The organism is Bradyrhizobium erythrophlei (assembly GCF_042430365.1).
GTDB lineage: Bacteria > Pseudomonadota > Alphaproteobacteria > Rhizobiales > Xanthobacteraceae > Bradyrhizobium > Bradyrhizobium erythrophlei.
This window is the reverse complement of the sequence record NZ_JBHMET010000268.1, coordinates 49620-75383: the sequence shown is the minus strand read 5'-3', so window position 1 is coordinate 75383 and position 25764 is coordinate 49620. Positions and strand designations below refer to the sequence as shown.

28 protein-coding genes are annotated in these 25764 nt (G+C 63.9%); 18 read left to right on the top strand and 10 right to left on the bottom strand.

Annotated elements, in window-relative coordinates:
* Positions 1-38 precede the first annotated feature (38 nt).
* The 4 genes from ACFFWD_RS41115 to ACFFWD_RS41100 all read left to right on the top strand — a co-directional run bounded on the left by ACFFWD_RS41115 (position 39) and on the right by ACFFWD_RS41100 (position 3937).
* A complete protein-coding gene (locus tag ACFFWD_RS41115) occupies positions 39-2489 on the top strand; it encodes a heavy metal translocating P-type ATPase (RefSeq protein WP_376975104.1) in 2451 nt (816 codons plus the stop codon).
* Between the two features lie 69 nt (positions 2490-2558).
* Positions 2559-2963: a heavy metal-responsive transcriptional regulator gene (locus ACFFWD_RS41110; RefSeq protein ID WP_376975103.1), complete on the top strand. Its 405-nt coding sequence runs from the start codon at positions 2559-2561 to the stop codon at positions 2961-2963.
* An 18-nt stretch (positions 2964-2981) separates the two neighbouring features.
* A complete protein-coding gene (locus tag ACFFWD_RS41105; protein WP_376975102.1) occupies positions 2982-3242 on the top strand; it encodes a thioredoxin family protein in 261 nt (86 codons plus the stop codon).
* Positions 3239-3937, top strand: a complete 699-nt coding sequence (locus ACFFWD_RS41100) for a cytochrome c biogenesis CcdA family protein (RefSeq protein WP_376975101.1) — start codon at positions 3239-3241, stop codon at positions 3935-3937. The genes ACFFWD_RS41105 and ACFFWD_RS41100 overlap by 4 nt, the downstream gene beginning before the upstream one ends.
* Positions 3938-4052: 115 nt before the next feature.
* On the opposite strand, the gene ACFFWD_RS41095 is transcribed toward ACFFWD_RS41100, so the two are convergent.
* Entirely contained in the window at positions 4053-5324 is a 1272-nt protein-coding gene (locus ACFFWD_RS41095; RefSeq protein ID WP_376975100.1) for an MFS transporter, read from the bottom strand.
* A 389-nt stretch (positions 5325-5713) separates the two neighbouring features.
* Between ACFFWD_RS41095 and ACFFWD_RS41090 the strand changes: the two genes are divergently transcribed.
* The 7 genes from ACFFWD_RS41090 (at position 5714) to ptsN (ending at position 12516) form a co-directional block, all read left to right on the top strand.
* Entirely contained in the window at positions 5714-6328 is a 615-nt protein-coding gene (locus ACFFWD_RS41090; RefSeq protein WP_376975099.1) for a ribonuclease D, read from the top strand.
* 182 nt (positions 6329-6510) lie between these two features.
* Positions 6511-7236 carry an LPS export ABC transporter periplasmic protein LptC gene (gene lptC / locus ACFFWD_RS41085; protein WP_376975098.1) on the top strand — a complete coding sequence of 242 codons (726 nt, stop codon included), beginning with the start codon at positions 6511-6513 and terminating at the stop codon, positions 7234-7236.
* Positions 7237-7241: 5 nt separating this feature from the next.
* The gene (locus ACFFWD_RS41080; RefSeq protein WP_376975097.1) at positions 7242-7940 is read left to right on the top strand and encodes an LptA/OstA family protein; all 699 of its coding nucleotides are present in this window, start codon (positions 7242-7244) and stop codon (positions 7938-7940) included.
* A gap of 220 nt (positions 7941-8160) precedes the next feature.
* Positions 8161-9168, top strand: coding sequence for an LPS export ABC transporter ATP-binding protein (lptB, locus tag ACFFWD_RS41075; RefSeq protein ID WP_376975096.1), 1008 nt, complete (start codon positions 8161-8163; stop codon positions 9166-9168).
* A 205-nt stretch (positions 9169-9373) separates the two neighbouring features.
* The gene (rpoN, locus tag ACFFWD_RS41070; RefSeq protein ID WP_376975095.1) at positions 9374-11029 is read left to right on the top strand and encodes an RNA polymerase factor sigma-54; all 1656 of its coding nucleotides are present in this window, start codon (positions 9374-9376) and stop codon (positions 11027-11029) included.
* 195 nt (positions 11030-11224) lie between these two features.
* Positions 11225-11824: a ribosome hibernation-promoting factor, HPF/YfiA family gene (gene hpf, locus ACFFWD_RS41065; RefSeq protein WP_376975094.1), complete on the top strand. Its 600-nt coding sequence runs from the start codon at positions 11225-11227 to the stop codon at positions 11822-11824.
* Positions 11825-12054: 230 nt separating this feature from the next.
* Positions 12055-12516 carry a PTS IIA-like nitrogen regulatory protein PtsN gene (ptsN, locus tag ACFFWD_RS41060; protein WP_139479410.1) on the top strand — a complete coding sequence of 154 codons (462 nt, stop codon included), beginning with the start codon at positions 12055-12057 and terminating at the stop codon, positions 12514-12516.
* Between the two features lie 60 nt (positions 12517-12576).
* Here ptsN and ACFFWD_RS41055 read toward each other — a convergent pair whose 3' ends face one another.
* Complete coding sequence (locus ACFFWD_RS41055) at positions 12577-13215, bottom strand: TetR/AcrR family transcriptional regulator (RefSeq protein WP_376975093.1); 639 nt, start codon at positions 13213-13215, stop codon at positions 12577-12579.
* A 327-nt stretch (positions 13216-13542) separates the two neighbouring features.
* On the opposite strand from ACFFWD_RS41055, the gene ACFFWD_RS41050 reads away from it, so the two are divergent.
* The 7 genes from ACFFWD_RS41050 to ACFFWD_RS41020 all read left to right on the top strand — a co-directional run bounded on the left by ACFFWD_RS41050 (position 13543) and on the right by ACFFWD_RS41020 (position 18461).
* Positions 13543-14346 (top strand): SDR family NAD(P)-dependent oxidoreductase, encoded by an 804-nt coding sequence (locus ACFFWD_RS41050; protein ID WP_376975092.1) that lies wholly within the window; start codon positions 13543-13545, stop codon positions 14344-14346.
* Between the two features lie 36 nt (positions 14347-14382).
* Positions 14383-15504 carry a DUF5938 domain-containing protein gene (locus ACFFWD_RS41045; protein ID WP_376975091.1) on the top strand — a complete coding sequence of 374 codons (1122 nt, stop codon included), beginning with the start codon at positions 14383-14385 and terminating at the stop codon, positions 15502-15504.
* Positions 15505-15563: 59 nt separating this feature from the next.
* Positions 15564-16661 (top strand): AMP-binding protein, encoded by a 1098-nt coding sequence (locus tag ACFFWD_RS41040; protein ID WP_376975090.1) that lies wholly within the window; start codon positions 15564-15566, stop codon positions 16659-16661.
* A complete protein-coding gene (locus ACFFWD_RS41035) occupies positions 16643-17092 on the top strand; it encodes a class I adenylate-forming enzyme family protein (RefSeq protein ID WP_376975089.1) in 450 nt (149 codons plus the stop codon). Before ACFFWD_RS41040 ends, ACFFWD_RS41035 begins: the two co-directional genes overlap by 19 nt.
* A gap of 253 nt (positions 17093-17345) precedes the next feature.
* Positions 17346-17564, top strand: a complete 219-nt coding sequence (locus ACFFWD_RS41030) for a hypothetical protein (protein WP_376975088.1) — start codon at positions 17346-17348, stop codon at positions 17562-17564.
* An 81-nt stretch (positions 17565-17645) separates the two neighbouring features.
* Positions 17646-17996 carry a Rap1a/Tai family immunity protein gene (locus ACFFWD_RS41025; RefSeq protein ID WP_376975087.1) on the top strand — a complete coding sequence of 117 codons (351 nt, stop codon included), beginning with the start codon at positions 17646-17648 and terminating at the stop codon, positions 17994-17996.
* Positions 17997-18113: 117 nt separating this feature from the next.
* Positions 18114-18461, top strand: coding sequence for a hypothetical protein (locus ACFFWD_RS41020; RefSeq protein WP_376975086.1), 348 nt, complete (start codon positions 18114-18116; stop codon positions 18459-18461).
* Between the two features lie 73 nt (positions 18462-18534).
* Here ACFFWD_RS41020 and ACFFWD_RS41015 read toward each other — a convergent pair whose 3' ends face one another.
* The 8 genes from ACFFWD_RS41015 to ACFFWD_RS40980 all read right to left on the bottom strand — a co-directional run bounded on the left by ACFFWD_RS41015 (position 18535) and on the right by ACFFWD_RS40980 (position 25677).
* Positions 18535-18801, bottom strand: coding sequence for a BQ00720 family protein (locus ACFFWD_RS41015; protein ID WP_376975085.1), 267 nt, complete (start codon positions 18799-18801; stop codon positions 18535-18537).
* A gap of 50 nt (positions 18802-18851) precedes the next feature.
* Complete coding sequence (locus ACFFWD_RS41010) at positions 18852-19277, bottom strand: Hsp20 family protein (RefSeq protein WP_139479436.1); 426 nt, start codon at positions 19275-19277, stop codon at positions 18852-18854.
* A 172-nt stretch (positions 19278-19449) separates the two neighbouring features.
* Positions 19450-20532 (bottom strand): sn-glycerol-3-phosphate import ATP-binding protein UgpC, encoded by a 1083-nt coding sequence (locus ACFFWD_RS41005; RefSeq protein WP_376975084.1) that lies wholly within the window; start codon positions 20530-20532, stop codon positions 19450-19452.
* 18 nt (positions 20533-20550) lie between these two features.
* Positions 20551-21399 (bottom strand): sn-glycerol-3-phosphate ABC transporter permease UgpE, encoded by an 849-nt coding sequence (gene ugpE, locus ACFFWD_RS41000; RefSeq protein ID WP_376975083.1) that lies wholly within the window; start codon positions 21397-21399, stop codon positions 20551-20553.
* Positions 21399-22280 (bottom strand): sn-glycerol-3-phosphate ABC transporter permease UgpA, encoded by an 882-nt coding sequence (gene ugpA / locus ACFFWD_RS40995; protein ID WP_376975082.1) that lies wholly within the window; start codon positions 22278-22280, stop codon positions 21399-21401. Before ugpA ends, ugpE begins: the two co-directional genes overlap by 1 nt.
* A gap of 64 nt (positions 22281-22344) precedes the next feature.
* A complete protein-coding gene (gene ugpB, locus ACFFWD_RS40990; protein ID WP_376975081.1) occupies positions 22345-23661 on the bottom strand; it encodes a sn-glycerol-3-phosphate ABC transporter substrate-binding protein UgpB in 1317 nt (438 codons plus the stop codon).
* 219 nt (positions 23662-23880) lie between these two features.
* Positions 23881-25086: a CaiB/BaiF CoA transferase family protein gene (locus ACFFWD_RS40985; RefSeq protein ID WP_376975080.1), complete on the bottom strand. Its 1206-nt coding sequence runs from the start codon at positions 25084-25086 to the stop codon at positions 23881-23883.
* Between the two features lie 165 nt (positions 25087-25251).
* A complete protein-coding gene (locus ACFFWD_RS40980; protein ID WP_376975079.1) occupies positions 25252-25677 on the bottom strand; it encodes an organic hydroperoxide resistance protein in 426 nt (141 codons plus the stop codon).
* Between the last annotated feature and the right edge of the window lie 87 nt (positions 25678-25764).

Here is a 25764-nt window from a genome sequence, read left to right as displayed (position 1 = left end):
CTTGCACCACCCTGAAACGGTTCGCACAGGAGATTTCGATGACCTCGTCCACCTCAACCGCATTCGACCTCTGGAGCGAAGAGCCGTCGGCTAGACCCGACCGCCGGAAGATCCGCGCACGGATTGGCGGCCTGCACTGTTCACTCTGCACCGGCACGATAGAGAAGGCGCTCGGTCGAATGCCTGGCGTCGACAAAGTGGCGGTTAGCCTGACGCACGAGCAGGCATTGGTCGAGTACGATCCGGCCGTCGCTCGTCCAGAAGTGTTGCTACAGACCCTGCGTGACATCGGCTACACGATTTTCGATCCTCGCAAGCTCAGGGCATTCGACGATGAAGAGCGCGATCTGGTGCGCGAGGCCCGGCGCTTCGTGGTCGCTGTGGCCCTGAGCGTTGCGGCTATCCCCATCATCGCCGATCCGAGTGTGGGCTGGATCGGATTTCTCCCGGCGCTGGTTTGCCTCAGCCTCGGTGGGTTCGTCTTCCTGGTTCTGAGATCGAGCGGGCTGTGGGCCGCGATCGGCGCCGCGGGCGGCCTTACCATCATGGCGCTAATGTTGCTCTATCTCAACTTGCAAGGATACCTCACGAAGGCCGCCCCCTGGCTCACCGGAGCGCTGGCCATAATGCTCGTCTTCGGCGTCGGGCGGCACATTCTCTATATGGCCGTTCAAGCCCTGCGGCGCGGCATCTTCAACCAGCATGTGCTTCTCGAGATCGGCGCTTTTGCAGGTATCGCCGGCGGGCTTATCGGGCTCATCCTTGCTCGGCCGGGTTATCCAACCGCACCGTTCTTCGCGGTCTCGGTGATGGTCGGTACCTACCACATCTTCTCGGAATGGCTGTCGCTCATCGTGAAAACGCGGAGTTCGCAGGCCGTGAAGCGCCTGCTGGACCTGCAACCCGAAACGGCGCGCGTCGTTCGGGGCTCCCAAGAGGTGGAATTGCCGATCGAGGACGTGAAGGTCGGCGATCTTGTGCGGATTCGCCCTGGCGAGCGCATTCCTGCCGACGGGACCGTGGTCAATGGCCATTCGGGCGTCGATCAATCGCTCGTAACCGGCGAGTCGATCCCTATCGAGAAAGCCGAAGGCGATTTAATCGTTGGCGGTTCGATCAATGGCACCGGCACGCTCCTCGTAAAGATCACGGCGATTGGGGAGGGCAGCTTCCTGAACCAGGTGATCCGACATGTCGAGGACGCGCGGGCGCTGAAGCCCGGCATTCTCCATCTCGTTGACCGCGTGCTGCGCGTCTACACGCCGACCGTTCTTGCGATCGCCGCGCTTGCGGTCGTCGGCTGGCTGGTTGGTTCCTGGCTTGGCACCGGGCATGTCGATGTGGAGCGCGCTGTCTTCGCCGGTCTGAGCGTGTTGGTGATGGGTTATCCCTGCGCGGTCGGCATCTCCGCACCGCTCTCGATTGTGCGGGGCGCCGGTCAGGCCGCGGAACACGGCATCCTGATGCGGACCGGTGAAGCCTTCCAGGGTTTCCGGCTGGTCAAACAAATCGTGCTCGACAAAACGGGCACGCTCACGGTAGGCCATCCCGTGGTGTGCGAAATCACCGCGGCAGGCGTAAGCGAACAAGAACTGCTCGCCGTTGCGGCTGCCGCTGAGGCGTCCTCCGAACATCCGCTGGCGCAGGCTGTTGTCGAGGCTGCGTTTAAGCTCGGCGAAACGCCCCCGGACGTGGAGTCGTTCGAGGCGTTCCCCGGAAGGGGTGTCATCGCGTCCATCGGCGGCCGCGAAGTGCTGGTCGGGAACCCGCGCTTCCTTGCGGATCGTGGCGTCGATCTCAGCCGTCTTCACGCGCAGGTCGAAGCACTTGAGGCAGCGGGGCGGACGGTGATCAGTATCGCGCGGGATGGGGTTGCGCTGGGCGTTGTCGCGCTGGGTGATACGCTGCGACCGGACGCTGTCTCAGCCGTCGCCGCACTGCGTGAAGCCGGTCTCAAAACGATCCTCATCACCGGCGACAACGAGCGTGCAGCACAGCGGGTCGGCCGCGAGGTTGGTGTCGACGAGGTGCATGCGGGCGTATTGCCGCAGGACAAGGCGAGTATCGTGCGAAAGCTTCAGGCGAATGCCCGCGTCGCGATGGTCGGCGACGGCATCAATGACGCCCCTGCTCTGATGCAAGCCGATATCGGCATCGCCATGGGCGGCGGCACAGACATTGCGATCGATTCCGCGGACATTATCATCCTGTCGAACCGTCTCAATGCGCTCCCGGTGGCTCGCGATATTAGCCGCCGGAGCTACGGCAAGATGGTCCAGAACGTGACGCTGGCCTTCCTCTTCAATGGCATCGGCATCCCGCTTGCGGCCACCGGCCTGATCCACCCGGTCTGGGCGATGGTGGCGATGGCGGTCAGTGTCACGGCCATTTTCTTCAACTCGCTCTGGGGAACCCCGCGGCTCTTTTTTGACGCGATCCGCAGCGTGGGTCATCCAATCGTGAACGCCCAGGCGCCGCGGCCCGCCTGAGATCCCTCATGGCGCCCTTGACCCTGGAGCATACTCCAGGGTCCAGAACTGGTGCCCGGAGAGACTCGCATGTTCACCATCGGCAAATTGGCTTCCCTCGCCAGCGTCAGCAACGACACCCTGCGGTACTACGAGCAGGAGGGGCTGGTCGAACCCGCCGGCAAGAGCCCTACCGGCTATCGGCTGTATGACGAGGACTCCGTGCGCCGCATCCGCTTCATCAAACACGCCCAGCAATGCGGTTTCACGCTCGCCGAAATCCGCGATCTCCTAGTGTTGCGTGGGCGCGAGAAGGCGTGTTGTGGTGACGTCCGCACGAGGGCGATCGAGAAAAAACTGCAAATCGAAAACAAGATTCGCGCGATGAAGGCGATGTCCAAGGCGCTTGATCAATTGATTGCCGACTGTGCAAGGGACAGGCAGCCGGTGAAGGAGTGCACAATAATCGCGGCATTGGAACGAGCCAATGTCTAGACGCCGGTGCAAGGGTCAATGAAAGTCGAGATATTCTATACACCGGGTTGCTCTGAATGCGCTGCGACGCACGCCAAGCTGCGCACTGCTGCGCAGGAGGCGGTAGGCGATGTCGAGTGGCATGAACTGAATGTGCTCGACGAGCTTGACCGTGCGACTGACCTGGGCGTCATTACGCTCCCGTCAATTGTCGTCGACGGCGAACTCGTTTTCACGTCGATGCCGAGCGTAGAGCAACTGCGCACCGCATTGATCGAGCGAACCAAAGGGCGCGAATGATGGATGTGGAGGCGCTTCGCCAAACGGTCGAGCATGCCGGCCTTGCCGCCGCTGGCGTCGGGTTCCTTGCCGGTCTGGTTTTCAGCTTCAATCCGGTCGCTCTTGCGTCAATCCCCGTATCGCTTGCGTATGTGACCAGAGGCCGTGATAAGCACCAGGCACTGCTCTTCGGAGCGATGTTCATACTCGGCATGATCATCACCCACGTCGTTCTCGGCTTCATCGCGGGGCTAGGTGGGAAATGGGCAGCGGACATCACCGGGAGAGGCTGGGGGCTGTTTCTCGGGCCGCTGTTGATCTTGCTCGGCCTGATGTGGACGGGCTGGGTTCGTATCCCGTTGCCGTCATTCGGGTTTCGGGCAACCCGCCCAGCCGCGGCGTGGGGCGCCTTCCTTCTCGGGATTCCGTTTGCAATCGCCGTGTGCCCGGTGTGCACCCCGGCCTTGGTCGTGTTGCTTGGCGTGACGGCAGGAATGGGTTCGGTCTTGCTCGGCGTGGTTCTGCTCTTGGCCTTCGCTCTTGGCCGTGCCGTTCCTATTGCCATCGGGGCAGTTGCCATAGGTTGGCTCGAAAACCTGAAAGGCCTCTCCCGGTACCGGCGCGGGTTCGAGATCGCCGGTGGCCTCACGCTGATCGTGATGGGCTTCTACATGCTCAACGCGGCGTACATATGGATCCCCGAATTGGCGGTATGACGGGCAAGGTGGCGGGCGTGAGGGAAGAGCTGACCCCGGAAAAGGGCGGCGCGGCCCAGCGACACATGCACTGCCCTCGAGGCGCGCCCATCGCGGCAAGCTGAAGTGCCCGCCCTCACACCACCCGCCTGCCGCTCCGCCTCGCCACTGCCTTCTGCACAAAATACATCGCGACCACTGACACGATCGCGCTCGCGACGACGATGTAGCCGAGCCGATCGAAATGGATCAGCGAGCCGTCCGGGCTTTCCGCGATAATTGCGGCCGCCACCATTGAGCCGAGGCCGCCGGAGAGCTGCTGCAGCGAGGCGCTGACCGCGCTGAAGGAGCCGCGCTGGCTGGCGTCGGGGATCGCCGACATCAAGGTCTGCGACGGAATCATGCGCGAGAAGATGCCGACGAACATCAGCACGTTGACGACGATCGCGGTTGTCAACGAGACTTGACCGAGGTGGACGTAGATCAGCACCATGATGACCGACACCACGCTGCCGAAGACGAAGGTCGGATATTTGCCGAAGGCGTCGCTCGCGCGGCCGATCAGGGGGCCCATGACGATGCTGAACAGGCCGGAGACCAGGTAGATCGTCGGCAGGTGTACGATATCGATGCCGAGATTGTGCACGGTATAGGCGCTGCCGAACGGCATCAGCATGTAGCCGCCGGTCGCCAGCAGCGTCGTCACCGCGAAGGCCAGCGTGTAGCGCGGCTGGCCAACGGTCGCGATCAAATGGTGGAACGGATTGGAGTCCTGCTTCAGCCGCAAATGCGCGTCGACCGGCTGCATCGCAAACGCGATGATTGCGATCGCGGCGATCGAGATGGCGACGATTGCGGCGAAGCAGACGTGCCAGCTCCAGTGGTTGGCGAGGAACAGGCCGGCCGGAATGCCGAGCACCTGGCTCGCCGCGAACGCCGTCTGCACGAACCCCATCACGCGGCCGCGCTGATTGAGCGGGAACAGGTCGGTGACGATGGCGAGCACGACCGAGCCGATCACGCCGCCGAACAATCCGGTCATGACCCGCCCGAGCAGCAGCACATGGTAGTTCGGCGCCACTGCGCAGAGCAGGGTTCCGAGCGTGAAGCCGACATAGAAGAACAGCAGGAGGCGCTTGCGGTCGAAGCGATCGGCAAAGCCGGCAGCAAGGATGCCGGAAATGCCCGCGCTGAAGGCATAGGCCGACACCGCGACGCCGAATTGCCCCGCCGTGATGTTGAGCGAGGGCATCAGGATGGCGCCGAGCGGCGACATGATGACGAAGTCGAGGATGATCGTGAATTGCGTGAACGCAAGCAGCGCAATCAGGAGCGATTGATAGCGCGAGAATCCGGTTTGGCGTTCCTGCTGGTCGTCGATCGGCGCAGCGATGGTCTGTTCGGTCATGACTCTTGTTCGTGGTTGCTAAGGAAGAGGCGTGCGGGGGGCTGGCAACAGATAGGTACGCCCGGGACGATTGCACGGGCCGCACTGCACAAGTTTTGCTGACGGGAAGAACTTTTCTGCTGGCGACGCGGTCCGGGTCCTCGCGTGCGACAGGCCGGGCCGGCGTTTGGTCGCCCATTGTCTCGGCCAGGCAATAGCGCTACACAACCCGCCGGTTGGCTTAATTGTGCCAGCAAAATCAGAGGTTTTCAGTGGTGGCGCCCCGGCTTGATCAGGGCTTCACCGCTCGGCGGATGTCTCCGCGGCACAATCCGGAACCTGGCGTGCTCGCCTGCCGGGGGATTGGGCGGTAGCTTGATCCGAGAGCGAATCGACGAGGTTTAGACAGCATGACCATCCGCCTGCATCGCGGCGATCTGCCCGATCTGTCCCGCTACACCGAATCGGTTGCGATCGACACCGAGACCATGGGGCTGCACCCGCATCGCGACCGGCTCTGCGTGGTGCAGATGTCGAACGGCGACGGCACCGCCGACGTGATCCAGATCCCGAAGGGGCACACCGATTCGCCGAACCTCAAGGCGCTGCTGGCCGATCCCAAGATCACCAAGATCTTCCACTTCGCGCGGTTCGACGTCGCGGTGCTCTACAACACGTTCGGCGTGATGCCGAAGCCGGTCTATTGCACCAAGATCGCCTCGCGCCTGACCCGCACCTATACCGACCGCCATGGCCTGAAGGATCTGGTGCGGGAGGTCCTGAACGTCGATCTGTCCAAGCAGCAGCAGTCGAGCGACTGGGGGGCGCCGGCGCTCTCCGAGGCGCAGCTCGCCTATGCCGCCTCCGACGTGCTGCATCTGCATGCGCTGCGCGAAAAGCTCGACGCCATGCTGACGCGCGAGGGGCGGACGGAGCTCGCCAAGGCCTGCTTCGAATTCCTGCCCGCCCGCGCCACGCTCGATCTCGACGGCTGGGAGGCCGAGGACATCTTCGCCCATTCCTGAACGGCGGCAATTAACCGCGACGATCGGATCGAGGTTTCCTGGCGTTAGAGGGCCATTTCTGCCCCGTTTCGGCCAAACTGTTCGCGCGAGGTCGCTTCCGTCGGGGGCGACGCGAGGCCCGGGCTGCATATTTTGGCCGCCCCGGGTAGAATGGGCTGACATTTCGCGCCTTTGGAGCAGCGGTGAATTCGGTTCAAAACCCAGCCTATGACGCCGGCCTCGACGCGCGCTTTGCCGCCGCCGCGCGGCATAGCCGCATGGTGCACATCCTGCGCGTCGCGGTGCCGGCGGCGGTTGCGCTGGCGATGGGGACGATCATCTTCATCTCGGTCTTCAATCCGTTCCACGATGTGATCGCGAAGCTGCCGCTCAAGATGGATAATCTCGTGGTGTCCGGCACCAAGATCACGATGGAATCGCCGCATCTGTCGGGCTTCTCCACCGACCAGCGGCCCTACGAGCTCTGGGCCAAGGCCGCGATCCAGGACATCACCGATCCCGATCATGTCGAGCTGAAGACGATCCGCGCCAAGGTGCAGATGGAAGACCATTCGACGGTGACCATGGATGCGCGCACCGGCTTCTTCGACAACAAGCAGCAGCTGTTGGACCTGCGCCAGGATATCTTCCTGCAATCGTCCACCGGCTATGAGGCCAAGCTGACGCAGGCGTTCATCGACATCAACAAGGGCCTCGTCACATCGGACGAGCATGTCGATGTCAAGCTGCTGAATGGCACGTTGACCGCCGACAAGCTCCGCATCATCAACAGCGGCGAGGTGGTGCGGTTCGAGGGCAATGTGGTGATGAATCTGGACAAGCTCGGCGATGACAATGCGGCGAACCCGCCCGCTGCGCCCGAGCCCGCCCCGTCGCCGAAGCCGCGCAAATCCGCCAACTCGAAATGACCTGCATGATGACATTCCTTGCGCGCGGTGCTGCAACGGCGATCGTCGCGCTCGCGCTGATCGCCTCGGGTGACGCTTGCGCGCAGGGCGCGGTCTCCGGCGTGCCGAACGCCATGCAGGGCTTTTCGCAGAATCGCGATCAGCCGATCCAGATCGAGGCGGCTTCGCTCGAGATGCGCGACAAGAAGAAAGAGGCGACGTTTGCCGGCAATGTGAAGGTGGTGCAGGGCGACACCACCATGACCTCGAAAACGCTGGTCGTGTTCTACGAGGACAAGGCCGCCCAGCCGTCGGCCCCGCCCGCCGGAACCAAGGAGGCCAAGGGGGCCAAAGGGGCCAAAGGGGCATCGATGCAGTCGGCCCAGCCTGGCCCGGGCGGCTCGTCGTCGATCAAGCGGCTGGAGGCGAAGGGCAATGTCGTCGTCACCCAGAAGGACCAGGTCGTTACCGGCGAGACCGCGATCTTCGACACCAAGACGAACCTGATCACCATGCTGGGCGGCGTGGTGCTGACCCAGTGCAAGAATGTGCTGCGCGGCGACCGCCTGCTGGTCGACATGACGACCGGCGTGTCGCGGGTCGAATCCGACAGCGGCAAGGTGCAGGGGCTGTTCATCCAGTCGCAGGGCGGCCAGGGCTGCGGCGGGGCGTCGACCGGCGCGGCGCCCGGGCTGCCCTCCCTGATCCCGGGGAAGCCTAAGTAAATCCAGATAAATCAATGTGTTATGCAATAATCGGCGGCTGCGAGGTTGAAGCTCGCGGTGCGAGACTGTATCTACTGGGCGGCCCGGCATCGATCGATGCCCCAGAGGGGATGGTGGCGTTTGCCGGTAAGGGGGCATCCATTCATGCGGGTTGACGTGCAAATCGGTTCGCGCGCGGGCAAAGTCGCGGAATCACCGTGAAAGGCTGAGCGAAGCGGGGATGGTGGATCTACTCGGCATGTTCCGGCGGCGCCTTGCGAAACGCAGTGCCGGATTTGCGCGCTCGCACGACGACATCACGGCGCTCGGCGATTCCTTCGGCGAGATGCTGACGAGCCCGGTGCGCGATGCGCCGCCGATGTCGCGCGCCCCGCTTCCCGATGCCCAGGTGGCTGGCGTGTCCGGCCTTGATCTGCCGTATTCCGATCCGGCGGCGGAACCGCCCCGTGCGGAGAGGGCGCGCGCCAAGTCGAACGGCGCGAATGCACCGCGCCTGATCAAGCGGCCCGGCTATCTCGCTGTGCATAGCGTGGAAAAGAGTTTTGGCTCGCGCCAGGTCGTGCGCGGCGTCAGCATCTATGTGCGTCGCGGCGAGGCGGTCGGCCTGCTCGGGCCCAACGGCGCCGGCAAGACCACCGTGTTCTACATGATCACCGGCCTGATCAAGGCCGATCGCGGCGCGATCGAGCTCGACGGCCACGATGTGACGAAGCTGCCGATGTATCAGCGCGCGCGCCTCGGCATCGGCTATCTGCCGCAGGAAGCCTCGATTTTCCGCGGCCTCTCGGTCGAGCAGAATATCCGCGCCGTGCTCGAGGTCGTGGAACCCTCGCGGAAGAAACGCGAACATGAGCTCGACGCGCTGCTCGATGAATTCAACATCACGCGCCTGCGGAAAAGCCCGTCGATTGCGCTGTCAGGCGGCGAGCGCCGTCGCGTCGAGATCGCCCGCGCGCTGGCGACGCGACCGAATTACATGCTGCTCGACGAGCCGTTCGCCGGCATCGACCCGATCGCGGTCGGCGACATCCAGGATCTGGTGCGCCATCTCACCAACCGCGGCATCGGCGTCCTCATCACCGATCACAATGTTCGCGAAACGCTCGGTCTGACCGACCGCGCCTATATCGTCTATGCCGGGCAAATCTTGACCGAGGGCAGCCCGGATGAGATCGTCAACGACCCGGATGTACGCCGCCTTTACCTTGGCGAGGAATTCCGGCTCTAGCGCATGATCCGCCAAAGTGTGTAGCGGTTTGGCGATAAGATCATGCGCCAATTGAAGAATCTGACGCGCGACCGGACGCAAAACCGGGAAGGCCCCTTTTGCGGATCGCGCTTATCGCAAACTTCTGCTCCGTCAAGCCGTGTACATCGGCGCAGGACTAGGATAAGCAAGAATCGAGCCAACTTTTGGGATCGTTCTTGCCTCCATGGCGCTGACGCAAAGACTAGAGTTCCGCCAGTCGCAGTCGCTGGTCATGACGCCGCAGTTGATGCAGGCGATCAAGCTGCTGCAGCTGTCGAACCTCGATCTGTCGGCCTTCGTCGAGGAGGAACTGGAGCGCAATCCGCTGCTCGAGCGCGCGGCCGACGGCCCTGAGGCGCCGGTGGCGGGGGAACCCGCCGTGGAGCGGCCCGACTACGACGCACCAGATGGTTCCGGCAGCTATGGCGACGAGGGCGGCGAGCACGCCGATATGGCAGGCCTCGCCTCGGGCGAGGCCTTCGAGCCCGGCCAGGAGGAGTGGCTGAACCGTGATCTCGGCACCCGCGCCGAGATCGAGCAGACGCTCGATACCGGCCTCGACAACGTCTTCTCCGAAGAGCCCGCGGAAGCCGCCGCGCGCGCCGCGCAGGATGCGCCGCCGTCGGTCTACACCGAGTGGGGCGGCGGTGCGTCGAGCGACGACGAATATAATCTCGAAGCCTTTGTCGCCGCCGAGACGACGCTGGCCGATCACCTTGCCGAGCAGCTCGCGGTCGCCTTCACGGCGCCGGCGCAGCGCATGATCGGACAGTATCTGATCGATCTCGTCGACGAGGCCGGCTATCTGCCGGCGGATCTCGGCCAGGCGGCGGAACGGCTCGGGGCATCGCAGCAGGCGGTCGACGACGTCGTCGCAGTCCTGCAGACCTTCGATCCGCCCGGGATCTGCGCGCGAAACTTGAGCGAGTGCCTGGCGATCCAGCTGCGCGAGCTCGACCGCTATGATCCCGCGATGCAGGCGCTGGTCGAGCATCTCGATCTGCTCGCCAAGCGCGACATCGCGGCTTTGCGAAAACTCTGCGGCGTCGATGACGAAGACATCACCGACATGATCGCGGAGATCCGCAGGCTCGATCCGAAGCCCGGACTGAAGTTCGGCACCGCGCGCACCCAGACCATGGTGCCCGACGTCTATGTGCGGCCCGGCCCCGACGGCGGCTGGCATGTCGAGCTCAACAGCGACACTCTGCCGCGCGTGCTGGTCAACCAGACGTACTACGCTGAGCTGTCGAAGACGATCCGCAAGGACGGTGACAAGTCGTACTTCACCGATTGCCTGCAGAACGCGACCTGGCTGGTGCGCGCCCTCGATCAGCGTGCCCGCACCATCCTGAAGGTCGCGACCGAAATTGTCCGCCAGCAGGATGGCTTCTTCACCCACGGCGTTGCGCATTTGCGGCCGCTGAACCTGAAGGCGGTTGCGGATGCGATCCAGATGCATGAATCGACGGTGTCGCGCGTCACCGCCAACAAATACATGGCGACCAATCGCGGCAGCTTCGAGCTGAAGTATTTCTTCACCGCCTCGATCGCGTCCGCCGACGGCGGCGAGGCGCATTCGGCGGAAGCCGTTCGTCACCACATCAAGCAGTTGATCGACGGCGAAGCGCCGTCGGCGATCCTGTCCGACGACACCATCGTGGAACGTTTGCGCGCATCCGGCATTGATATTGCGCGGCGCACCGTCGCGAAGTACCGCGAGGCGATGCGGATACCATCCTCGGTGCAGCGCCGCCGCGACAAGCAGAGCATGCTCGGCAATGCCCTTTCGGCCCCCGCCGCCTCCCCGGACCGCTCCCGCGACACCGAACCCGCCTAGCGGTTTTCTTAAGCATGACCTTGTCGGCGAGCCGGTTTTGGCCTTTCCGGTTCATGCGCTGATTGCGTTCGCGTCAAATCGCGATAGTCTCAATTCCCCCTGAGCGTGATTGGGCAGGCAGGTCCCACCCTTCCGAAAGCGTCATGCTCCAACAACAAGAAAACTGATCGAGGCATTGAACAATCGAGGCATCAAATGACCCTTCGAATCTCGGGAAAGAGCATCAGCATCGGCGAGGCGCTTCGCGCGCGCCTCAGCGAGCGCACCGACGAGGTCTTACGAAAGTATTTTGATGGCAACTATTCCGGACACATCACGCTGAGCAAGGATGGCTTCGGCTTCCGGACCGATTGCGCCCTGCATCTGGATTCCGGGATCACGCTGGAGGCTGATTCCAACGCGACTGACGCCTATGCCAGCGCCGACGCGGCGCTGTTGATGATCGAGAAGCGCCTGCGCCGCTACAAGAGCCGGCTGAAGGACCGCTCGGCCCGCAAGGCCTATGCCGCGACCGCAGCGCTTGCCGAATTGAACGGCTCCGGCCTCGACGCGCCGAGCTACGTCATCGAGGCGCCCGAAAGCGACGACGAGGTCGCCGAGTACAGCCCCGTGATCATCGCCGAAGCGACCACCTCGCTGAAGCGGCTGTCGGTCAGCGAGGCGGTGATGGAACTCGACCTGACGGGTGCGTCCTGCCTGGTGTTCCAGCACGGCGGCAGCGGGCGGGTGAACATCATTTACCGCCGTACGGACGGCAATGTCGGCTGGGTCGACCCCCCTGCGGTTAACCCCTGAGATATCTGGCGGGGAGCATTGACGGCGGAAGCCGGGCCTGCTTATGGTCCGCCGCCCTTAAGGATGGGGCGCGGAACAGAGCTCGCAGGAGTTGGCACCGCCAATGCGTTGGAGTAGAAGCCCTGCCAATCGGGACCCGGGCTAACCCCCCCTTTCGCCTCAACTTCTTGACGCCGCCGCTGTAACGCCTATTTCGCAACCTGACGGTCCAATTCACCTCGGAACGCCTCATGCCGATTACCGATCTGGTCGCACCGGAGGCGATTCTCCCGGCTTTGAAAGTCATCAGCAAGAAGCAGGCGCTGCAGGAACTGGCGGCCCGTGCGTCGGCGCTGACCGGGCAAAACGAGCGCGCGGTCTTCGAGGTGCTGCTGCAGCGTGAGAAGCTCGGAACCACGGCGGTTGGCTACGGCGTCGCCATCCCGCACGGCAAGCTGCCCAAGCTCGAGAAGCTGTTCGGCCTGTTCGCCCGCCTCGAGCGGCCGATCGATTTCGAGGCGATGGACGGCCAGCCGGTCGACCTGATCTTCCTGCTGCTGGCGCCCGAGGGCGCCGGCGCCGACCATCTCAAGGCGCTGGCGCGCATCGCCCGCCTGTTGCGCGACCAGGACGTCGCCAAGAAGCTGCGCGCCTCCCGCGACGCGCAGGCGATCTACTCGGTGCTCGCACTGCCGCCGGCCAGCGCGGCGTAGTCGCCGGTCGGAGCAATCAATCCCTGACAGAGGCATCCGGCCGCGCACTGCTCGCGCGCGTCAGCAGATCGTCGGCAACAGACGGCGGACTTCGTCGAGCAGATCGCCGACCGCGGTCTCGTCGCCCGCGAGATGCCTCAGCAGCGCGCTCTGGAACAGGCCGTCAAACAGCGCGTAGAGCGCCGCCGGGGATGACGCCGGTCGCGTGCCGCCGAGCTCGGCATAGCGGGTGGCGATGCGCCAGATCATCGCTTCCAGGCTCTTGTCGATCTCGAGCACGTCCTTGCGGAACGCGGCCTCGAACATCGCCTGCGCGCGCAAATCGTACCACAGCCGGTGCATGCGGGCTTCGGTCTGCAGCGTCGCTGCGAGCTTGCCGAGGAAGCCTTCCGTCAGCTCGTTGCGGCTCTGCGCTGACGTCACCACCTCGTCATAGCGCGTCACGCATTTCGCCTTGTAATGGCGGACGCAGCAGCAGATCAGGTCGAGCTTGTCGCTGAAATAGTAGTGAAACACGCCGTGCGTGAACGCGGAGTTCTGCGCGATCTCGCGCAGGCTGGTGCGTGCGAAGCCGAGCTCGCCAAGCGTTTCCAGCGCGGCCTCGGCCAGCTCGATCCGCCGCGCATTGAACTTCTCGTCGCGCAGCACCTCGGCCGCATCAGCCACCCGTCGGGCCGCACCCGTCACCTGCCGCGCCATCGCCTGCCTTTCCTCAACCCTCATCTTTCAACGACTTATACCGCGCCATCGGCGGATTCGCTGCATCCCTCAGAACCACTTCCTTTGACAACTGTCAAATTCGTTCTTGACAAGTGTCAAGATTCTGGCGGAGGCTCCGGCAAATAGTTTGGACAGTCGTCAAGACGTCCGATCAGGGAGGAACGCTTCGCCTGGTGCGCAAGGGCTTGCGCCCCGGATCAGGTCATGGCCGCGACCACGCCACGCCACGCCACGCCACGCCACGCCATGCCGGCCCGCGCCGATCAGCCAAGACGCCAATCAATCACCAGCAAGGAGGACGACGTCATGAGTGGGAAGAGCCTTGAAGGCAGGACAGCCCTGGTCACCGGCGGCGCGCGCGGGATCGGCGCGGCAATCGCACAGGCGCTGGCAAAGGCCGGCGCTGCGATCATGATCGCCGACATTCTGGAGGACGCCGGCAGCGCCAGCGCGGCCGCGATCGCCAAGGAGGGCGTCAAGACCGGCTTCGCCAAGCTCGACGTTACCGACGACGCGCAATGGGAGCGCGCCGTGGCGCAGACCGTCGCCACCCTCGGCGGCTACGACATCCTGATCAACAATGCCGGCATCGAGATCACCTCGCTGGTCTCTGAGGTGAGGGCCGAGGACGCGCGGCGGATGTGCGACGTCAACATCGTCGGCACCGTGCTCGGCATGAAGCACGCCTTTCGCGCGATGCGCCCGGGCGGGCCGGCCGGCAAGGGCGGCGCGGTCGTCAACATCGCGTCTGTTGCCGCGACGATCGCGTTTCCGAGCATCGCGGTCTATTCGGGCACCAAATCCGCGGTCGATCGCATGACGCGGGTCGCGGCGATGGAGGCCGGCAAGCTCGGCTATGGCGTGCGGGTCAATTGCATCTATCCCGGCCTGATCCCGACCGACATGGGCCTGCAGCTCGCCAACGACATCGTGAAGATCGGCCTCGCGCCCGACGTCAACGCCGCGGTCGGCTCGGTGGTCGAGCAAACCCCGCTCGCTCGGCTCGCCGAGGTCTCTGACATCGCCGACGCCGCGGTGTTCCTGTGCTCGAACGAGGCCCGCTTCATCACCGGCATCGGACTGCCGGTCGACGGCGGCATGGGCATGTAGCAACGCACTCAGCAACAATCATCTCGGAGGATCGCCATGCGCGAGAAGAAGCCCGTCGTCGTCTACGGCGTGTCCGGCTATACCGGCCGCCTGGTCTGCGAGTATTTGCGCGAATACAACGTCCCCTTCATCGCCGCCGGCCGCGACGCTGCCAAGGTGAAGGCGGTGGTGGAGAAAATTCCCGGCATCGAGACCGCCGACTACGAGGTCGTCGGTGTCGAGCACAATGTCGAGGCGCTGACAAAACTGTTCCGCGGTTCGCGGGTCGTCAGCAACATGGTCGGCCCGTTCATCAAATACGGATCCGAAGTCGTGGAAGCCGCGCTAGCGGCCGGATGCCACTACACCGACACGACAGGCGAGCAGGACTGGGTGCTGCTGGCGCAGGAGAAATGGGGCAAGCAGTTCGCCGAGAAGGGCCTGTTGCTGTCGCCGAATCTGGCGCAGATGTACACGACCGGCGAAATCGCGGCCAACATCTGCCTGGAAACGCCGGGCCTCGACACGCTCGACATCCTGGTGTTCTGGAAGGGCTTTCCGACCTACGCCTCGACGCAGACGATCTTCACCATCCTCAAGGCGAACTGGTACTATCTCGAGCAGAACAAGTTCGTCGAATGGGACGTCACCGCGCGCGCCGACGTCGTCGTGCCCGGCCAGCACGAGACCGCGATCGCGGTGCCGTGGGGCGGTACCGCGCATCCGGTCTGGTTCAAGAACGATCCGCGGGTGAGCAATTGCCGGGTGATGGGCGGCGTACTCGCCCGTCCGGTGATGGAAGGCGTGGTGCAGACCACGCAGATGGTCAAGGAGAAGATCAAGCCGCTGCCGCCGGCGGAACAGGAGAAGGCGCTCGCCGATATCGCCGCCACCTTGCAGGCCTCGATGCCGCCGCGCGAGAATCCGCGCATCAACACCTCGATCGACTCGGTCCATGCGTCCGGGCCGCTCGGCCGCGCGCATTGCGTGATCCACGGCAATTGCAACTACAAGCAGACCGGCATGCTGCAGGCCTATGCGGCGTTCGCGCTGCTGCAACAGCCGCCGAAGCGCGTTGGCTTCGCCTCCGGCTGCCAGGCGTTCGGCCACCGCGAACTGCTCGGGCAATTGCGCAGCTTCGGGCTGGTCAGCAAGCCAATCCTGACCGTACAAGACTAAGCGAGCCGCGGGTGGCGTGCTCACGCGCGTCACCCGCGTCCGGCCCTTGGGGATTGATCATGCGCTTCATCGGTTACCTCGACAAAGGTGCCTCGCTCGGCGCTGATGCGCCGTGCCTCACCATGGACGGCCGCGACCTCAGCTATCGCGAGGTGCAACGGCTGAGCTATCGGGTCGCGCGCGGCCTCGACCGCTCCGGCATCGCGCCGGGCGAGAAGGTCGCGATCCTCTCCGGCAACGATCCGCTGGCCTTTGCCTGCGTGTTCGGCATCTCGCGTGCTGGCGCGGTCTGGTGCCCGATCAATCCGCGCAACGAGGCGGCCGAGAACTCCTTCATCCTGGACCGGTTCGACTGCAGCGCGCTCTTGTTTCATTCGAGTTTCGCGCCGATGGTGGAGGCAATGCGCGCCGCATTGCCGAAGCTGCGCCTGCTCGTCTGCCTCGATGCCGAGTTGCCGTTCGTGCCGTCGTTCGAGAGCTGGCTGTCCGGCATCACGGACGAAGGATATCAGCGTGCGCCGGTCGACGACCTCGCGATGATCCCGGGCACCGGCGGCACCACCGGCAAGCCCAAGGGCGTCATGCTGTCAGGCCGTAACATCGAGACCATGACCGCGCTGACGCTGATGGGTTATCCGTTCAAGGGTCGCCCGGTCTATCTCGCACTGGCGCCGCTGACGCATGCCGCCGGCGTGCTGTGCTTCCCGATCATGACGCTCGGCGGCCGCATCGTGATCATGCACCACCCCGATATCGGCGAGTTTCTTGACCTGATCGCGCGCTATCGCGTCACGCACACCTTCCTGCCGCCGACCGTGATCTACATGCTGCTCGACCATCCGAAGCTCGATTCCGCCGAGCTCGGCTCGCTGCAATGCTTCTGGTATGGCGCGGCGCCGATCTCGGCCGCGCGGCTCGCGGAAGCGCTCAAGCGGATCGGGCCGATGGCGCAACTGTTCGGCCAGACCGAAGCGCCGATGATGATCTCGATGATGGCGCCGGACGAGCACTACAATGCCGACGGCACGATCGCGATGCAGCGCCTCGCCTCGGCCGGGCGGATCAGCCCGCTGGTGCAGGCCGCGATCATGGACGGCGACGGCAATCTGCTGCCGACCGGCAGCCGCGGCGAGATCTGGTGCGCGGCTCGCTGGTGATGGAGGGCTACTACGGGAATCCCGAAGCCACGGCGGAAGCCTCGGCGCATGGCTGGCACCACACCGGCGACGTCGGCTACATCGACGCCGACGGTTACCTCTACATCGTCGACCGCGCCAAGGACATGATCATCACCGGCGGCTTCAACGTCTACTCGATCGAGGTCGAGAACGCGCTGCGGGCGCACGAGGCGGTGCAGGATTGCGCGGTGATCGGCCTGCCCGATGACAAATGGGGTGAACGTATCGTCGCGGTGGTGCAGCCGCGCGCCGGCCTCAGCGTCGATGCGACGGCGCTCGCCGCCTTCGTCAAGCAACGAATCGGCAGCATCAAGACGCCGAAGCAGATCGAGGTCTGGGACGACCTGCCGCGCTCCAAGGTCGGCAAGGTGCTGAAGCCGGACATCCGCGCGCGACTGACGGGTGGTTGAGGCAGCCAAGGCCTATTGGATCGCAGCCCCGCCACCGGCGATATCAGCGTTACCGCCCCGAAGCGGACATCCGCGCTGGCTCGTTCTAGTCGCCCGCCAGTCACTTCCGGTCTACCCCGATAGGCGGACTATGTTGGAGCCTGCCTACGGCAATCGCGTGGGGTTGATCCTTGGGGCTGTCCAATCGCATACCGCCCTATTTTCCAGTGTGCTACCTAATTGGGGAGCAAAATAGCAGCAGGAAAGGCAGATCATGACTGACGATCAGGTCAATCTCATGGTTCAGCACCTTTGCGAGCAATTGCACCTGGCGCTCCGATTGAAGGGCAGCGAGGCACATCCACCAAACGCCAAGGATATTGGATTCGATCCGGCTTCTGTAAGAACTGTAGTGCTGACAGGCTTGCGTTCGGCGGGTGTCACGATCCACCACGAGGCAGCCGGGGCGAGCGAAGAGCCGCCGTGGTCCTAAGCGCAAAATGCGGAACAGAAGCCCCGCGCCAATGTTATGCGCTCCGAACCAATCGACCTATAACGAAGGGCAGAGCCTCAAATGCGCATGCTCGGATCGAAGTTTGCGGGATTGGTCATCGCGATTGCGTTGGGCGTGTCGACGGCGGCAGACGCCCAAACGGTCAGGTGGAAAGAATATCTGCATCCTGAGAAACCGGCATTTAAGGAATTCAATCAGCTCTACTTGGCTGGCGTCAGGGACGGATTGATCTCGTACAGCGTGGCCGCGCATGAGAAGCTGTTTTGTCTGCCTCCGACACTCGTCCTGACGAATGAGCAGTCTGACGACGTCATGATACGTTGGGCCGAAAAGCAGACAGCCAGTCTCGATAGCAGGCCGATTGGCCTTATTCTGCTCGCAGCCCTCAGAAAAGAGTTTCCCTGTCAATAACGTTCATCAGTCGGCGCCGAACTTCGCATGAGGGCCGGATCTGAGCGCCTGTTGACAACAGATCCACAAGGACGACAGTGATGCGCATCGTTGCGCATGAGACCCAAGGGATGTCAGATGTCCCGTGATTTTCGCCTCGATCGCTCTCCCGTCGACGTTCTCGCTTACGAGCTCGCCGAGGAGAAGGCTTCCGCGCTTGGACGGATGGGACGAGCGCTGGAAAACGCGCTCGCGAAACTGCGGGAGTTCGATGCCGCCCATCCGCGTTCGGCGGCGCCGGCATCAACGCAGCAGGCACGTCGCATCCTCGTGAGGGAAGCCGGCCATGCGCTCTGGATGTTCGTGGTGCAGCGGGAAGCGTGCGGGCTGCGCAACAGCCGCCTGCTGATGCGCGACTACAACGTGCCCGGCGAGGTGCAGCAATGCATGGCGCCAATTCTCGCCACATCGTCCGCCTCGCCATAAAAGACGCGCGGGCCGCCTCGATCGAAGTCGAGGCATGCCCGCGCATTTGAAACTCGCGGATGTCAGCCGGCGTCTAGTGGACGCTGACGGCCTGCAGCTCGTTGCTCCAGGCATTCGCGATCGCGGCTTCGCGGCTGTCGGTCAGCATGATCGGCGTGCCATCGGCGGCGTGCAGCGCGAACAGCTTCAAGCCCGGCGCGATCTTCGGCGCCTGCGGAAAGAGCTCTGGCACGTCCTCGGAACGGACCTGCTTCACATAGGCGATATGACCCTCGCCAAGATGGGCCAGCGCCTCCGGTGAGACGTTGTCGGATTGGAAGGTGATACTCACTTCACTCATGGTCTCGACTCCTCAGTCATATAAGCGGTCGAGTCCGCTCCTGGTTTCTATTATTCGTGTTCATTGATAGCGATTGTCTTAATGACCCGTTCAGGTTCCGGCCTGGCCAGGTCAATCGACAACAGCCCGTTCTTCAGATCCGCGCCCAGCACCTGCATCCCCTCCGCCAGCACGAAGGTGCGCTGGAAGTGGCGCGCGGCGATGCCGCGATGGATGTATTGCCGGGCCTTGTCGTCCTGCTGGCGGCCGCGGATGACGAGCTGATTTTCCTCAATGGTCACATCGAGTTGGTCGCGGGTAAAACCCGCCACCGCCAGCGTGATGCGCAGGCGCTCGGGTTGGCCGTTGGACCGGTCAAACCGCTCGATGTTGTAGGGAGGATAGCCGTCGGCGCCTTTCACGACGCGATCGAGCGCACGCTCGATTTCGTCGAATCCCAAAAGGAACGGACTGGACAACGATGGAACACGAGACATTACAAAGTCCTCTCGAAGCGACTTTGAGGGGCCCTTGCGGCACCCCATGCAACCGGCGGGCCGTCAGGCCCTCCGGTCAGTGAGCAATATGGTGGTGATTTGGGTACCGTTCAAGCATCTCTGAAACCAGCGTAAATTCGCCGCAGGAGAACGCGGAATCCGGCTCGGTCGGTCATTGGCCGACGCGCTTGCGGCCGTCGGCGGTAAATAGATGCAGTTTGTCGCGCGGGGCGACTGCCCGGATCCGCTCCCCGATGGCGGGACCGGTGGCGCCGGGAACCCGGACGATCACCTCGCCCGGCGGCAGTTCGCCAGGGTTCGCGGCAACCCCCTGTTCCTCGCGCTGGCGGGTTCCGTAGACGAAGGTCTCGGCGCCGACATGCTCGATCGCCTCCACGGTGAGGCCAAGCGCGACGCCGCCCGGGGCGGTCTCGCTGGAGAGGACGAAGTCCTCAGGCCGGATGCCGACGATGCCGGCACCGTCGACGCCTGTGATCTGCGACTTCAACTCGTCCGAGCGCAGCGGCATCAGGTTCATCGGCGGCGCGCCGATGAAGGAGGCGACGAAGGTGGTCGCCGGCCGCTGGTAGATATCGAGCGGATTGCCGACCTGTTCGACCTGGCCGCCATTCATCACCACGAGGATGTCGGCGAGCGTCATCGCCTCGAGCTGGTCGTGGGTGACGTAGATCGATGTCGTGTTGAGGCGGCGTTGCAGCTTGCGGATCTCGACGCGCATCGCGATGCGGAGCTTCGCATCGAGGTTCGACAGCGGTTCGTCGAACAGGAACACCTTTGGCTGCCGGACGATGGCGCGGCCCATCGCGACGCGCTGGCGCTGGCCGCCGGATAGCTGCCTCGGCTTCCGCTCCAGCATCGGGGCGAGCTCGAGGATGCGCGCAGCCTCCCCGACGCGGGTCTTGATCTCGGCCTCCGCCATGCCGCGATTGCGCAGGCCGTAGGCCATGTTGTTGTAGACGCTCATATGCGGATAGAGCGCGTAGTTCTGGAACACCATCGCGATGTCGCGATCGGCCGGCTCGATCTGGTTGACGACGCGGCCGCCGATATCGATCTCGCCGCCGGTAATGGTCTCGAGCCCCGCGACCATGCGCAAGAGCGTGGACTTGCCGCAGCCGGAGGGGCCGACCAGCACGCAGAACTGGCCGTCGCCGACATCGACGTCGACGCCCTTGATGGCCTCGAAGCCGCCGGGATAGGTCTTGCGGACGTTGCGCAGCGTGACGTTTGCCATCAGGTTTGCTCTTGGGATCTACTTTTCCGTCTCTACCAGTCCGCGCACGAACAGCTTCTGCATCGCGACGACGACGAACACCGGCGGCAACATCGCGAGCACCGCGGTTGCCATCACGACGGGCCACTCGGTCAGCGCGTCGGTGGTGGTGATCATCTTGCGGATGCCGACCTGGATGGTCTGCATGTCGTCGCGCGTGGTGATCAGCAGCGGCCAGAGATACTGGTTCCAGCCGAGGATGAAGAGGATCACGAACAGCGCCGCCATGTTGGTGCGCGACAGCGGCAACAGCGTATCCCAGAAGAAGCGGAACGGGCCGGCGCCGTCGATGCGCGAGGCCTCCAGCAATTCATCCGGCACGGTCATGAAGAACTGCCGGAACAGCAGCGTCGCGGTGGCGGAGGCGATCAGCGGCAGCGACAGGCCGGCGTAGCTGTCGAGCATATGCAGATCGGCGACGATCTTGTAGGTCGGATAGATGCGCACCTCGACCGGCAGCATCAGGGTGATGAAGATGATCCAGAAGATCGGCATCCGGAACGGAAAGCGGAAATAGACGATCGCGTAGGCCGAAATGATCGAGATCGCGATTTTGCCGACCGCAATCATCAGCGCCATGATCAGCGAGTTGAGCATCATGTTGCCGACCGGCTCGCGGGTCGAGCCGCTCGTGCCGACAAAGATGGTCTGGTAGTAGGTCTCGAAGAAATGCCCGCCCGGCAGCAGCGACATCTGCCCGTTGGCGATGACCGCATTGTCCTGGGTCGAGGCGACGATCGCGAGGTAGACCGGGAATGCGACGATCGCGATCCCGATCCACAGGATGACGTGGGCGACGTAGCGGCGGATGCCCTCTTCCTCGACCATCAGTAGGTCACCTTGCGTTCGACGAAGCGGAACTGGATCGCCGTCAGCACGATCACGATCGCCATGAGGATGACCGACTGCGCCGCCGAGCTGCCGAGATTGCCGCCGAGCAGGCCGTCGGTATAGACCTTGTACACCAGCGTCTCGGTCGCCTTGCCGGGACCGCCGCGCGTCATCGTGTCGATGATGCCGAAGGTGTCGAAGAAGGCGTAGACGATGTTGACGACCAGGAGGAAGAAGATGGTCGGCGACAGCAGCGGGAAGGTCACGGTCCAGAACCGCCGCATCGGGCGGGCGCCGTCGATCGCGGCCGCCTCGAGCACGCTCTTCGGAATGCTTTGCAGGCCGGCGAGGAAGAACAGGAAGTTGTAGGAGATCTGCTTCCAGGCCGCGGCCAGGATGATCAATAGCGCCGCCTGGTCGCCGTCGAGCAGCGGATTCCAGTCGATGCCGAGGCCGCGCAGGTAGCGCGACAGCACGCCGAGCGAGGGGTGCAGCATGAAGATCCAGAGCACGCCGACGACCGGCGGCGCCACCGCATAGGGCCAGATCAGGAGCGTGCGGTAGAGCGTGCCGCCGCGCAGCGGCTTGTCGGCCATGACCGCGAGCAGCAGCGCGAAAGACAGCGACGAGAAGGCGATCGCAAAGGAGAACGCGAACGTCCGGACGATCGCGTCGAAATAGGCAGCTTCCTTGAGCAGCTCGAGGTAGTTCTCGAACCAGACGAAACTGGTCGAAAGGCCGAAGGCGTCCTGCAGCAGGTAGGACTGGATCACCGCCTGCGCGGCCGGCCAGTAGAAGAATATCAGGACGACCGCGAGCTGCGGAGCAACCAGCGCATAAGGCAACAGCTTTGATTGGAAAATCGACTGCTTTTGCATGGTCGCTTGAAAATGGCAGGCCGCATGATGCGGCCTGCCGGGGGCGTTAGTCTAGCTTATCATCTCAGCGTACGGCGGCTTTTTCAAACTGCCGCAGCATCGTGTTGCCGCGCTCGACGGCTGAGTCCAGCGCCTGCTTGGCGGTCTTCTTGCCGGCCAGCGCCTGCTCGATCTCCTCCGACCAGAGGTCGCGGAGCTGCACCATGTTGCCGAGGCGCAGGCCGCGGGAATTCGCGGTCGGCTCCTTGTTGGTCAATTCGAGCAGCGGCGTCTCGAGATAGGGCTGGTCCTTGTAGAAGCCCTCGGCCTTGGCCTTCTCATAGGCGGCCTTGGTGATCGGCAGGTAGCCCGACGCCTTGTGGATCCAGACCTGGCGGTCGGTGTCCGAGAGGAAGGTCAGGAATTTGGCCACGCCCTTGTATTCCTCGGCCGACTTGCCGCCCATGATCCAGAGCGAGGCGCCGCCGATGATCGAGTTCTGCGGCGCGCCCTTGACGTCGGGATAATAGGGCATCGGCACGGCGGTGAAGTTGAACTTGGCCTGTGCCTTGACGTTGCCGAAGAAAGCCGACGAGGTCAGGTAGATCGGGCATTCGCCTGACGTGAAGCGGCCCTCGCCGGTGTTGGTGCGGCCGGCATAGTCGTAGGTCTTGTCCTTCTGCAGCTCGACCAGGTTCTCGAGGTGCTTGAGCTGCAGCGGGCCGTTGAACTCGAGCACGGTGTCGAAGCCGTCGAGGCCGTTGGCCTTGCTCGACAGCGGCACGTTGTGCCAGGCGGAGAGTTGCTCGAGATTGACCCAGGTGACCCACGAGCCCGAGAAGCCGCAGGTGGCGTGGCCGGCAGCCTTCAATTTCTTGGCGGCGTCGAACACTTGCGGCCAGGTCTTCGGAATCTCGACATTGGCCTTCTTGAGCTCGTCGAGGTTGATCCACATCACCGTGGACGAGGAGTTGAAGGGGAACGAGAGCATCTCGCCCTTCGAGGTTGAGTAGTAGCCGGTGATCGCCGACAGGTACGCCTTCGGATCGAACTTCTCGCCGGTCTCGGCCATCAGCTTGTAGACCGGTTTGACGGCGCCGGTGGCGGCCATCATGGTCGCGGTGCCGACCTCGAACACCTGCATGATGTGCGGGGCATTGCCGGCGCGGAAAGCGGCGATGCCGGCGTTCATGGTGTCGGGATAGCTGCCCTTGTAGGTCGGGATGACCTTGTAGTCGCCCTGCGCGGCGTTGAAGTCGTTGGCCAGTTTGACGATGACGTCGTTGTTGGCGCCGGTCATCGCGTGCCACCACTGGATTTCCGTCACGGCGAGCGCCGGGGAGGCGCTGAACGCCATCGTGACCGCCAATGCAGCAGCCGCACCGAATTGTCGAAGTGCCATCAAGAAAACCTCCCTTGGGCCGTCAAAAATGTGCGCCTGCGCTAGCAGCGCCACATGACGTTCACATGACTTGTGTAAGCGGCCCAAACGAAAGCGGCAAGCGCAACAACATGGAAGCAGGAAAATAGGCGAAGACGCGCGGGCAAGCCGGGCCCGTTCGCGGCGCACCGGCGTGCCCACGCCGCAGTGCGGCATAGCTTGATGCGTCCGGGTTTGGCCTCAGCGCTTGCGCTGAGGCCCGCAGACCACACCCTTGTCAACCAGGGCGTCGATTTCGCTCTTCGAGTAGCCGAACTCGCCCAGCACCTCCGCGGAGTGCTGGCTGAATTTCGGCGGCACCCGCCGCAGGCTCGGCTTGGTGCGGTCGAGCCGGATCGGCGAGGCGACGCCCTTGTACCAATCCCTCTCGATGACGTCGCCGCGATGGATGGTGTGCGGATTGGTCAGCGCCTGGTCGATCTTCTGCACCGGGCCGGCGGGCAGGCCGGCCGCGAGCAGCCGATTGCACAGCGGCTCGGCCTCGAACTGGCTGAACACCGCAGCAAGCTCGGCGCGCAGCGCGTCGCGATTGGCGATGCGGTCCTTGTTGCGGGCAAAGCGCGGATCGGTGCCGAGCTCCGGCTTGCCGATCTCCTTGGCCAGCTTGCGGAAGGCGCCGTCATTGCCGACGCCGATGAAGATGTTGTCGGTCTTGGTCGGGAAGATCGCATAAGGCACGAGGTTGGGATGCTCGTTGCCGGTGAGCGACGGCGGCTTGCCATGCATGAAATAGTTCGCGGTGTGCGGATGCATGATCGCAAGCCCGGTCTCGTATAGCGTGGTTTCGAGAAATTGGCCGAGCCCGGAGCGCTGCCGCTCCGACAGCGCCATCAGGATGCCGATCGCGGCATAGAGGCCGGTCGTGATGTCGACCAGCGGCACGCCGATACGCATCGGACCGCTCTCCGGCGAGCCGGTCGCGGCGATCATGCCGGTCATCGCCTGGATGATCGCGTCATAGCCGGGATTGCCGCCGCGCGGACCGTCGGCGCCGAAGCCGGAAATCCGGCAATGCACGAGGCGCGGGAATTTCGCGCGCAGCACGTCGTTGCCGATGCCCCATTTGTCGAGCGTGCCCGGCTTGAAATTCTCGATCAGCACGTCGGCGGTCTCGAGCATCTTCATCAGCACCGCGCGGCCGCCCTCGGAGGCGAGGTCGAGGCCGATCGAACGCTTGTTGCGGTTGATGCCGACGAAATAGGCCGCGTCCTCCTCGTGGAAGGGAGGGCCCCAGTCGCGCACTTCGTCGCCCGCGGGCGGCTCGACCTTGATCACGTCAGCGCCGTGGTCGGCGAGGATCTGCGTGCAATAGGGGCCGCCGAGCACGCGCGTGAGATCGATCACGCGCAGTCCGCTCATCGCGCCCGTAGCCGCTGGGGTATTCATGGAGGCAACCTTCGCTCAGATGGATCGTTGGATGGGCCCCCAGAGCTAACGGTGTTCGGGCGAGGCAGCAATGGCGTGGCACGCACGGCCGCATGCCGCCAGAACGCAAACGGCCCGCCGTGACGGCGGGCCATTCCGTGTCGCGGATTTTCTTAAAGCGTTGGATCAGACGACGCTCAGCTTGACGTCAACATTGCCGCGGGTCGCGTTGGAGTAGGGACACACCTGGTGGGCCTTCTCCACCAGCGCCTCCGCTTCGGCGCGGGGCACGCCGGGGAGCGAGACGGCGAGGTCGACCGTGAGGCCGAAGCCGCCGGCCGAGCGCGGGCCGATGCCGACCGTCGATGTCACCGAGGCGTCGGCGGGAACCTTGGGGCCGCCCTGGGAGGCCACGAACTTCATGGCGCCGATGAAGCAGGCGGCATAGCCGGCCGCGAACAGCTGCTCGGGGTTGTTGCCGGCGCCGCCGCCGCCACCGAGCTCCTTCGGAGTGGTGAGCTTGACGTCGAGCGCGCCGTCGAGGGTCGCCGCATGGCCGTCGCGGCCGCCGGTTGCCTTGGCGCTGGTCTTGTAGAGCACGTTCACAGACATGGTGGTCTCCCTTGGGCTTGGTTTCGATGGATTATGTATTGCATGCAATTAGATTGTGCGCAATATAAATTATCCGGCCTCACATTT

Excerpts from the sequence above, each read along its gene's own strand:
- ACFFWD_RS41115 (WP_376975104.1), top strand. The coding sequence starts at position 39 with ATGACCTCGTCCACCTCAACCGCATTCGACCTCTGGAGCGAAGAGCCG.
- ACFFWD_RS41110 (WP_376975103.1), top strand. The coding sequence starts at position 2,559 with ATGTTCACCATCGGCAAATTGGCTTCCCTCGCCAGCGTCAGCAACGAC.
- ACFFWD_RS41105 (WP_376975102.1), top strand. The coding sequence starts at position 2,982 with ATGAAAGTCGAGATATTCTATACACCGGGTTGCTCTGAATGCGCTGCG.
- ACFFWD_RS41100 (WP_376975101.1), top strand. The coding sequence starts at position 3,239 with ATGATGGATGTGGAGGCGCTTCGCCAAACGGTCGAGCATGCCGGCCTT.
- ACFFWD_RS41095 (WP_376975100.1), bottom strand. The coding sequence starts at position 5,324 with ATGACCGAACAGACCATCGCTGCGCCGATCGACGACCAGCAGGAACGC.
- ACFFWD_RS41090 (WP_376975099.1), top strand. The coding sequence starts at position 5,714 with ATGACCATCCGCCTGCATCGCGGCGATCTGCCCGATCTGTCCCGCTAC.
- ACFFWD_RS41080 (WP_376975097.1), top strand. The coding sequence starts at position 7,242 with ATGATGACATTCCTTGCGCGCGGTGCTGCAACGGCGATCGTCGCGCTC.
- lptB (WP_376975096.1), top strand. The coding sequence starts at position 8,161 with ATGGTGGATCTACTCGGCATGTTCCGGCGGCGCCTTGCGAAACGCAGT.
- rpoN (WP_376975095.1), top strand. The coding sequence starts at position 9,374 with ATGGCGCTGACGCAAAGACTAGAGTTCCGCCAGTCGCAGTCGCTGGTC.
- hpf (WP_376975094.1), top strand. The coding sequence starts at position 11,225 with ATGACCCTTCGAATCTCGGGAAAGAGCATCAGCATCGGCGAGGCGCTT.
- ptsN (WP_139479410.1), top strand. The coding sequence starts at position 12,055 with ATGCCGATTACCGATCTGGTCGCACCGGAGGCGATTCTCCCGGCTTTG.
- ACFFWD_RS41055 (WP_376975093.1), bottom strand. The coding sequence starts at position 13,215 with ATGGCGCGGCAGGTGACGGGTGCGGCCCGACGGGTGGCTGATGCGGCC.
- ACFFWD_RS41050 (WP_376975092.1), top strand. The coding sequence starts at position 13,543 with ATGAGTGGGAAGAGCCTTGAAGGCAGGACAGCCCTGGTCACCGGCGGC.
- ACFFWD_RS41045 (WP_376975091.1), top strand. The coding sequence starts at position 14,383 with ATGCGCGAGAAGAAGCCCGTCGTCGTCTACGGCGTGTCCGGCTATACC.
- ACFFWD_RS41040 (WP_376975090.1), top strand. The coding sequence starts at position 15,564 with ATGCGCTTCATCGGTTACCTCGACAAAGGTGCCTCGCTCGGCGCTGAT.
- ACFFWD_RS41030 (WP_376975088.1), top strand. The coding sequence starts at position 17,346 with ATGACTGACGATCAGGTCAATCTCATGGTTCAGCACCTTTGCGAGCAA.
- ACFFWD_RS41025 (WP_376975087.1), top strand. The coding sequence starts at position 17,646 with ATGCGCATGCTCGGATCGAAGTTTGCGGGATTGGTCATCGCGATTGCG.
- ACFFWD_RS41020 (WP_376975086.1), top strand. The coding sequence starts at position 18,114 with ATGTCCCGTGATTTTCGCCTCGATCGCTCTCCCGTCGACGTTCTCGCT.
- ACFFWD_RS41015 (WP_376975085.1), bottom strand. The coding sequence starts at position 18,801 with ATGAGTGAAGTGAGTATCACCTTCCAATCCGACAACGTCTCACCGGAG.
- ACFFWD_RS41010 (WP_139479436.1), bottom strand. The coding sequence starts at position 19,277 with ATGTCTCGTGTTCCATCGTTGTCCAGTCCGTTCCTTTTGGGATTCGAC.
- ACFFWD_RS41005 (WP_376975084.1), bottom strand. The coding sequence starts at position 20,532 with ATGGCAAACGTCACGCTGCGCAACGTCCGCAAGACCTATCCCGGCGGC.
- ugpE (WP_376975083.1), bottom strand. The coding sequence starts at position 21,399 with ATGGTCGAGGAAGAGGGCATCCGCCGCTACGTCGCCCACGTCATCCTG.
- ugpA (WP_376975082.1), bottom strand. The coding sequence starts at position 22,280 with ATGCAAAAGCAGTCGATTTTCCAATCAAAGCTGTTGCCTTATGCGCTG.
- ugpB (WP_376975081.1), bottom strand. The coding sequence starts at position 23,661 with ATGGCACTTCGACAATTCGGTGCGGCTGCTGCATTGGCGGTCACGATG.
- ACFFWD_RS40985 (WP_376975080.1), bottom strand. The coding sequence starts at position 25,086 with ATGAATACCCCAGCGGCTACGGGCGCGATGAGCGGACTGCGCGTGATC.
- ACFFWD_RS40980 (WP_376975079.1), bottom strand. The coding sequence starts at position 25,677 with ATGTCTGTGAACGTGCTCTACAAGACCAGCGCCAAGGCAACCGGCGGC.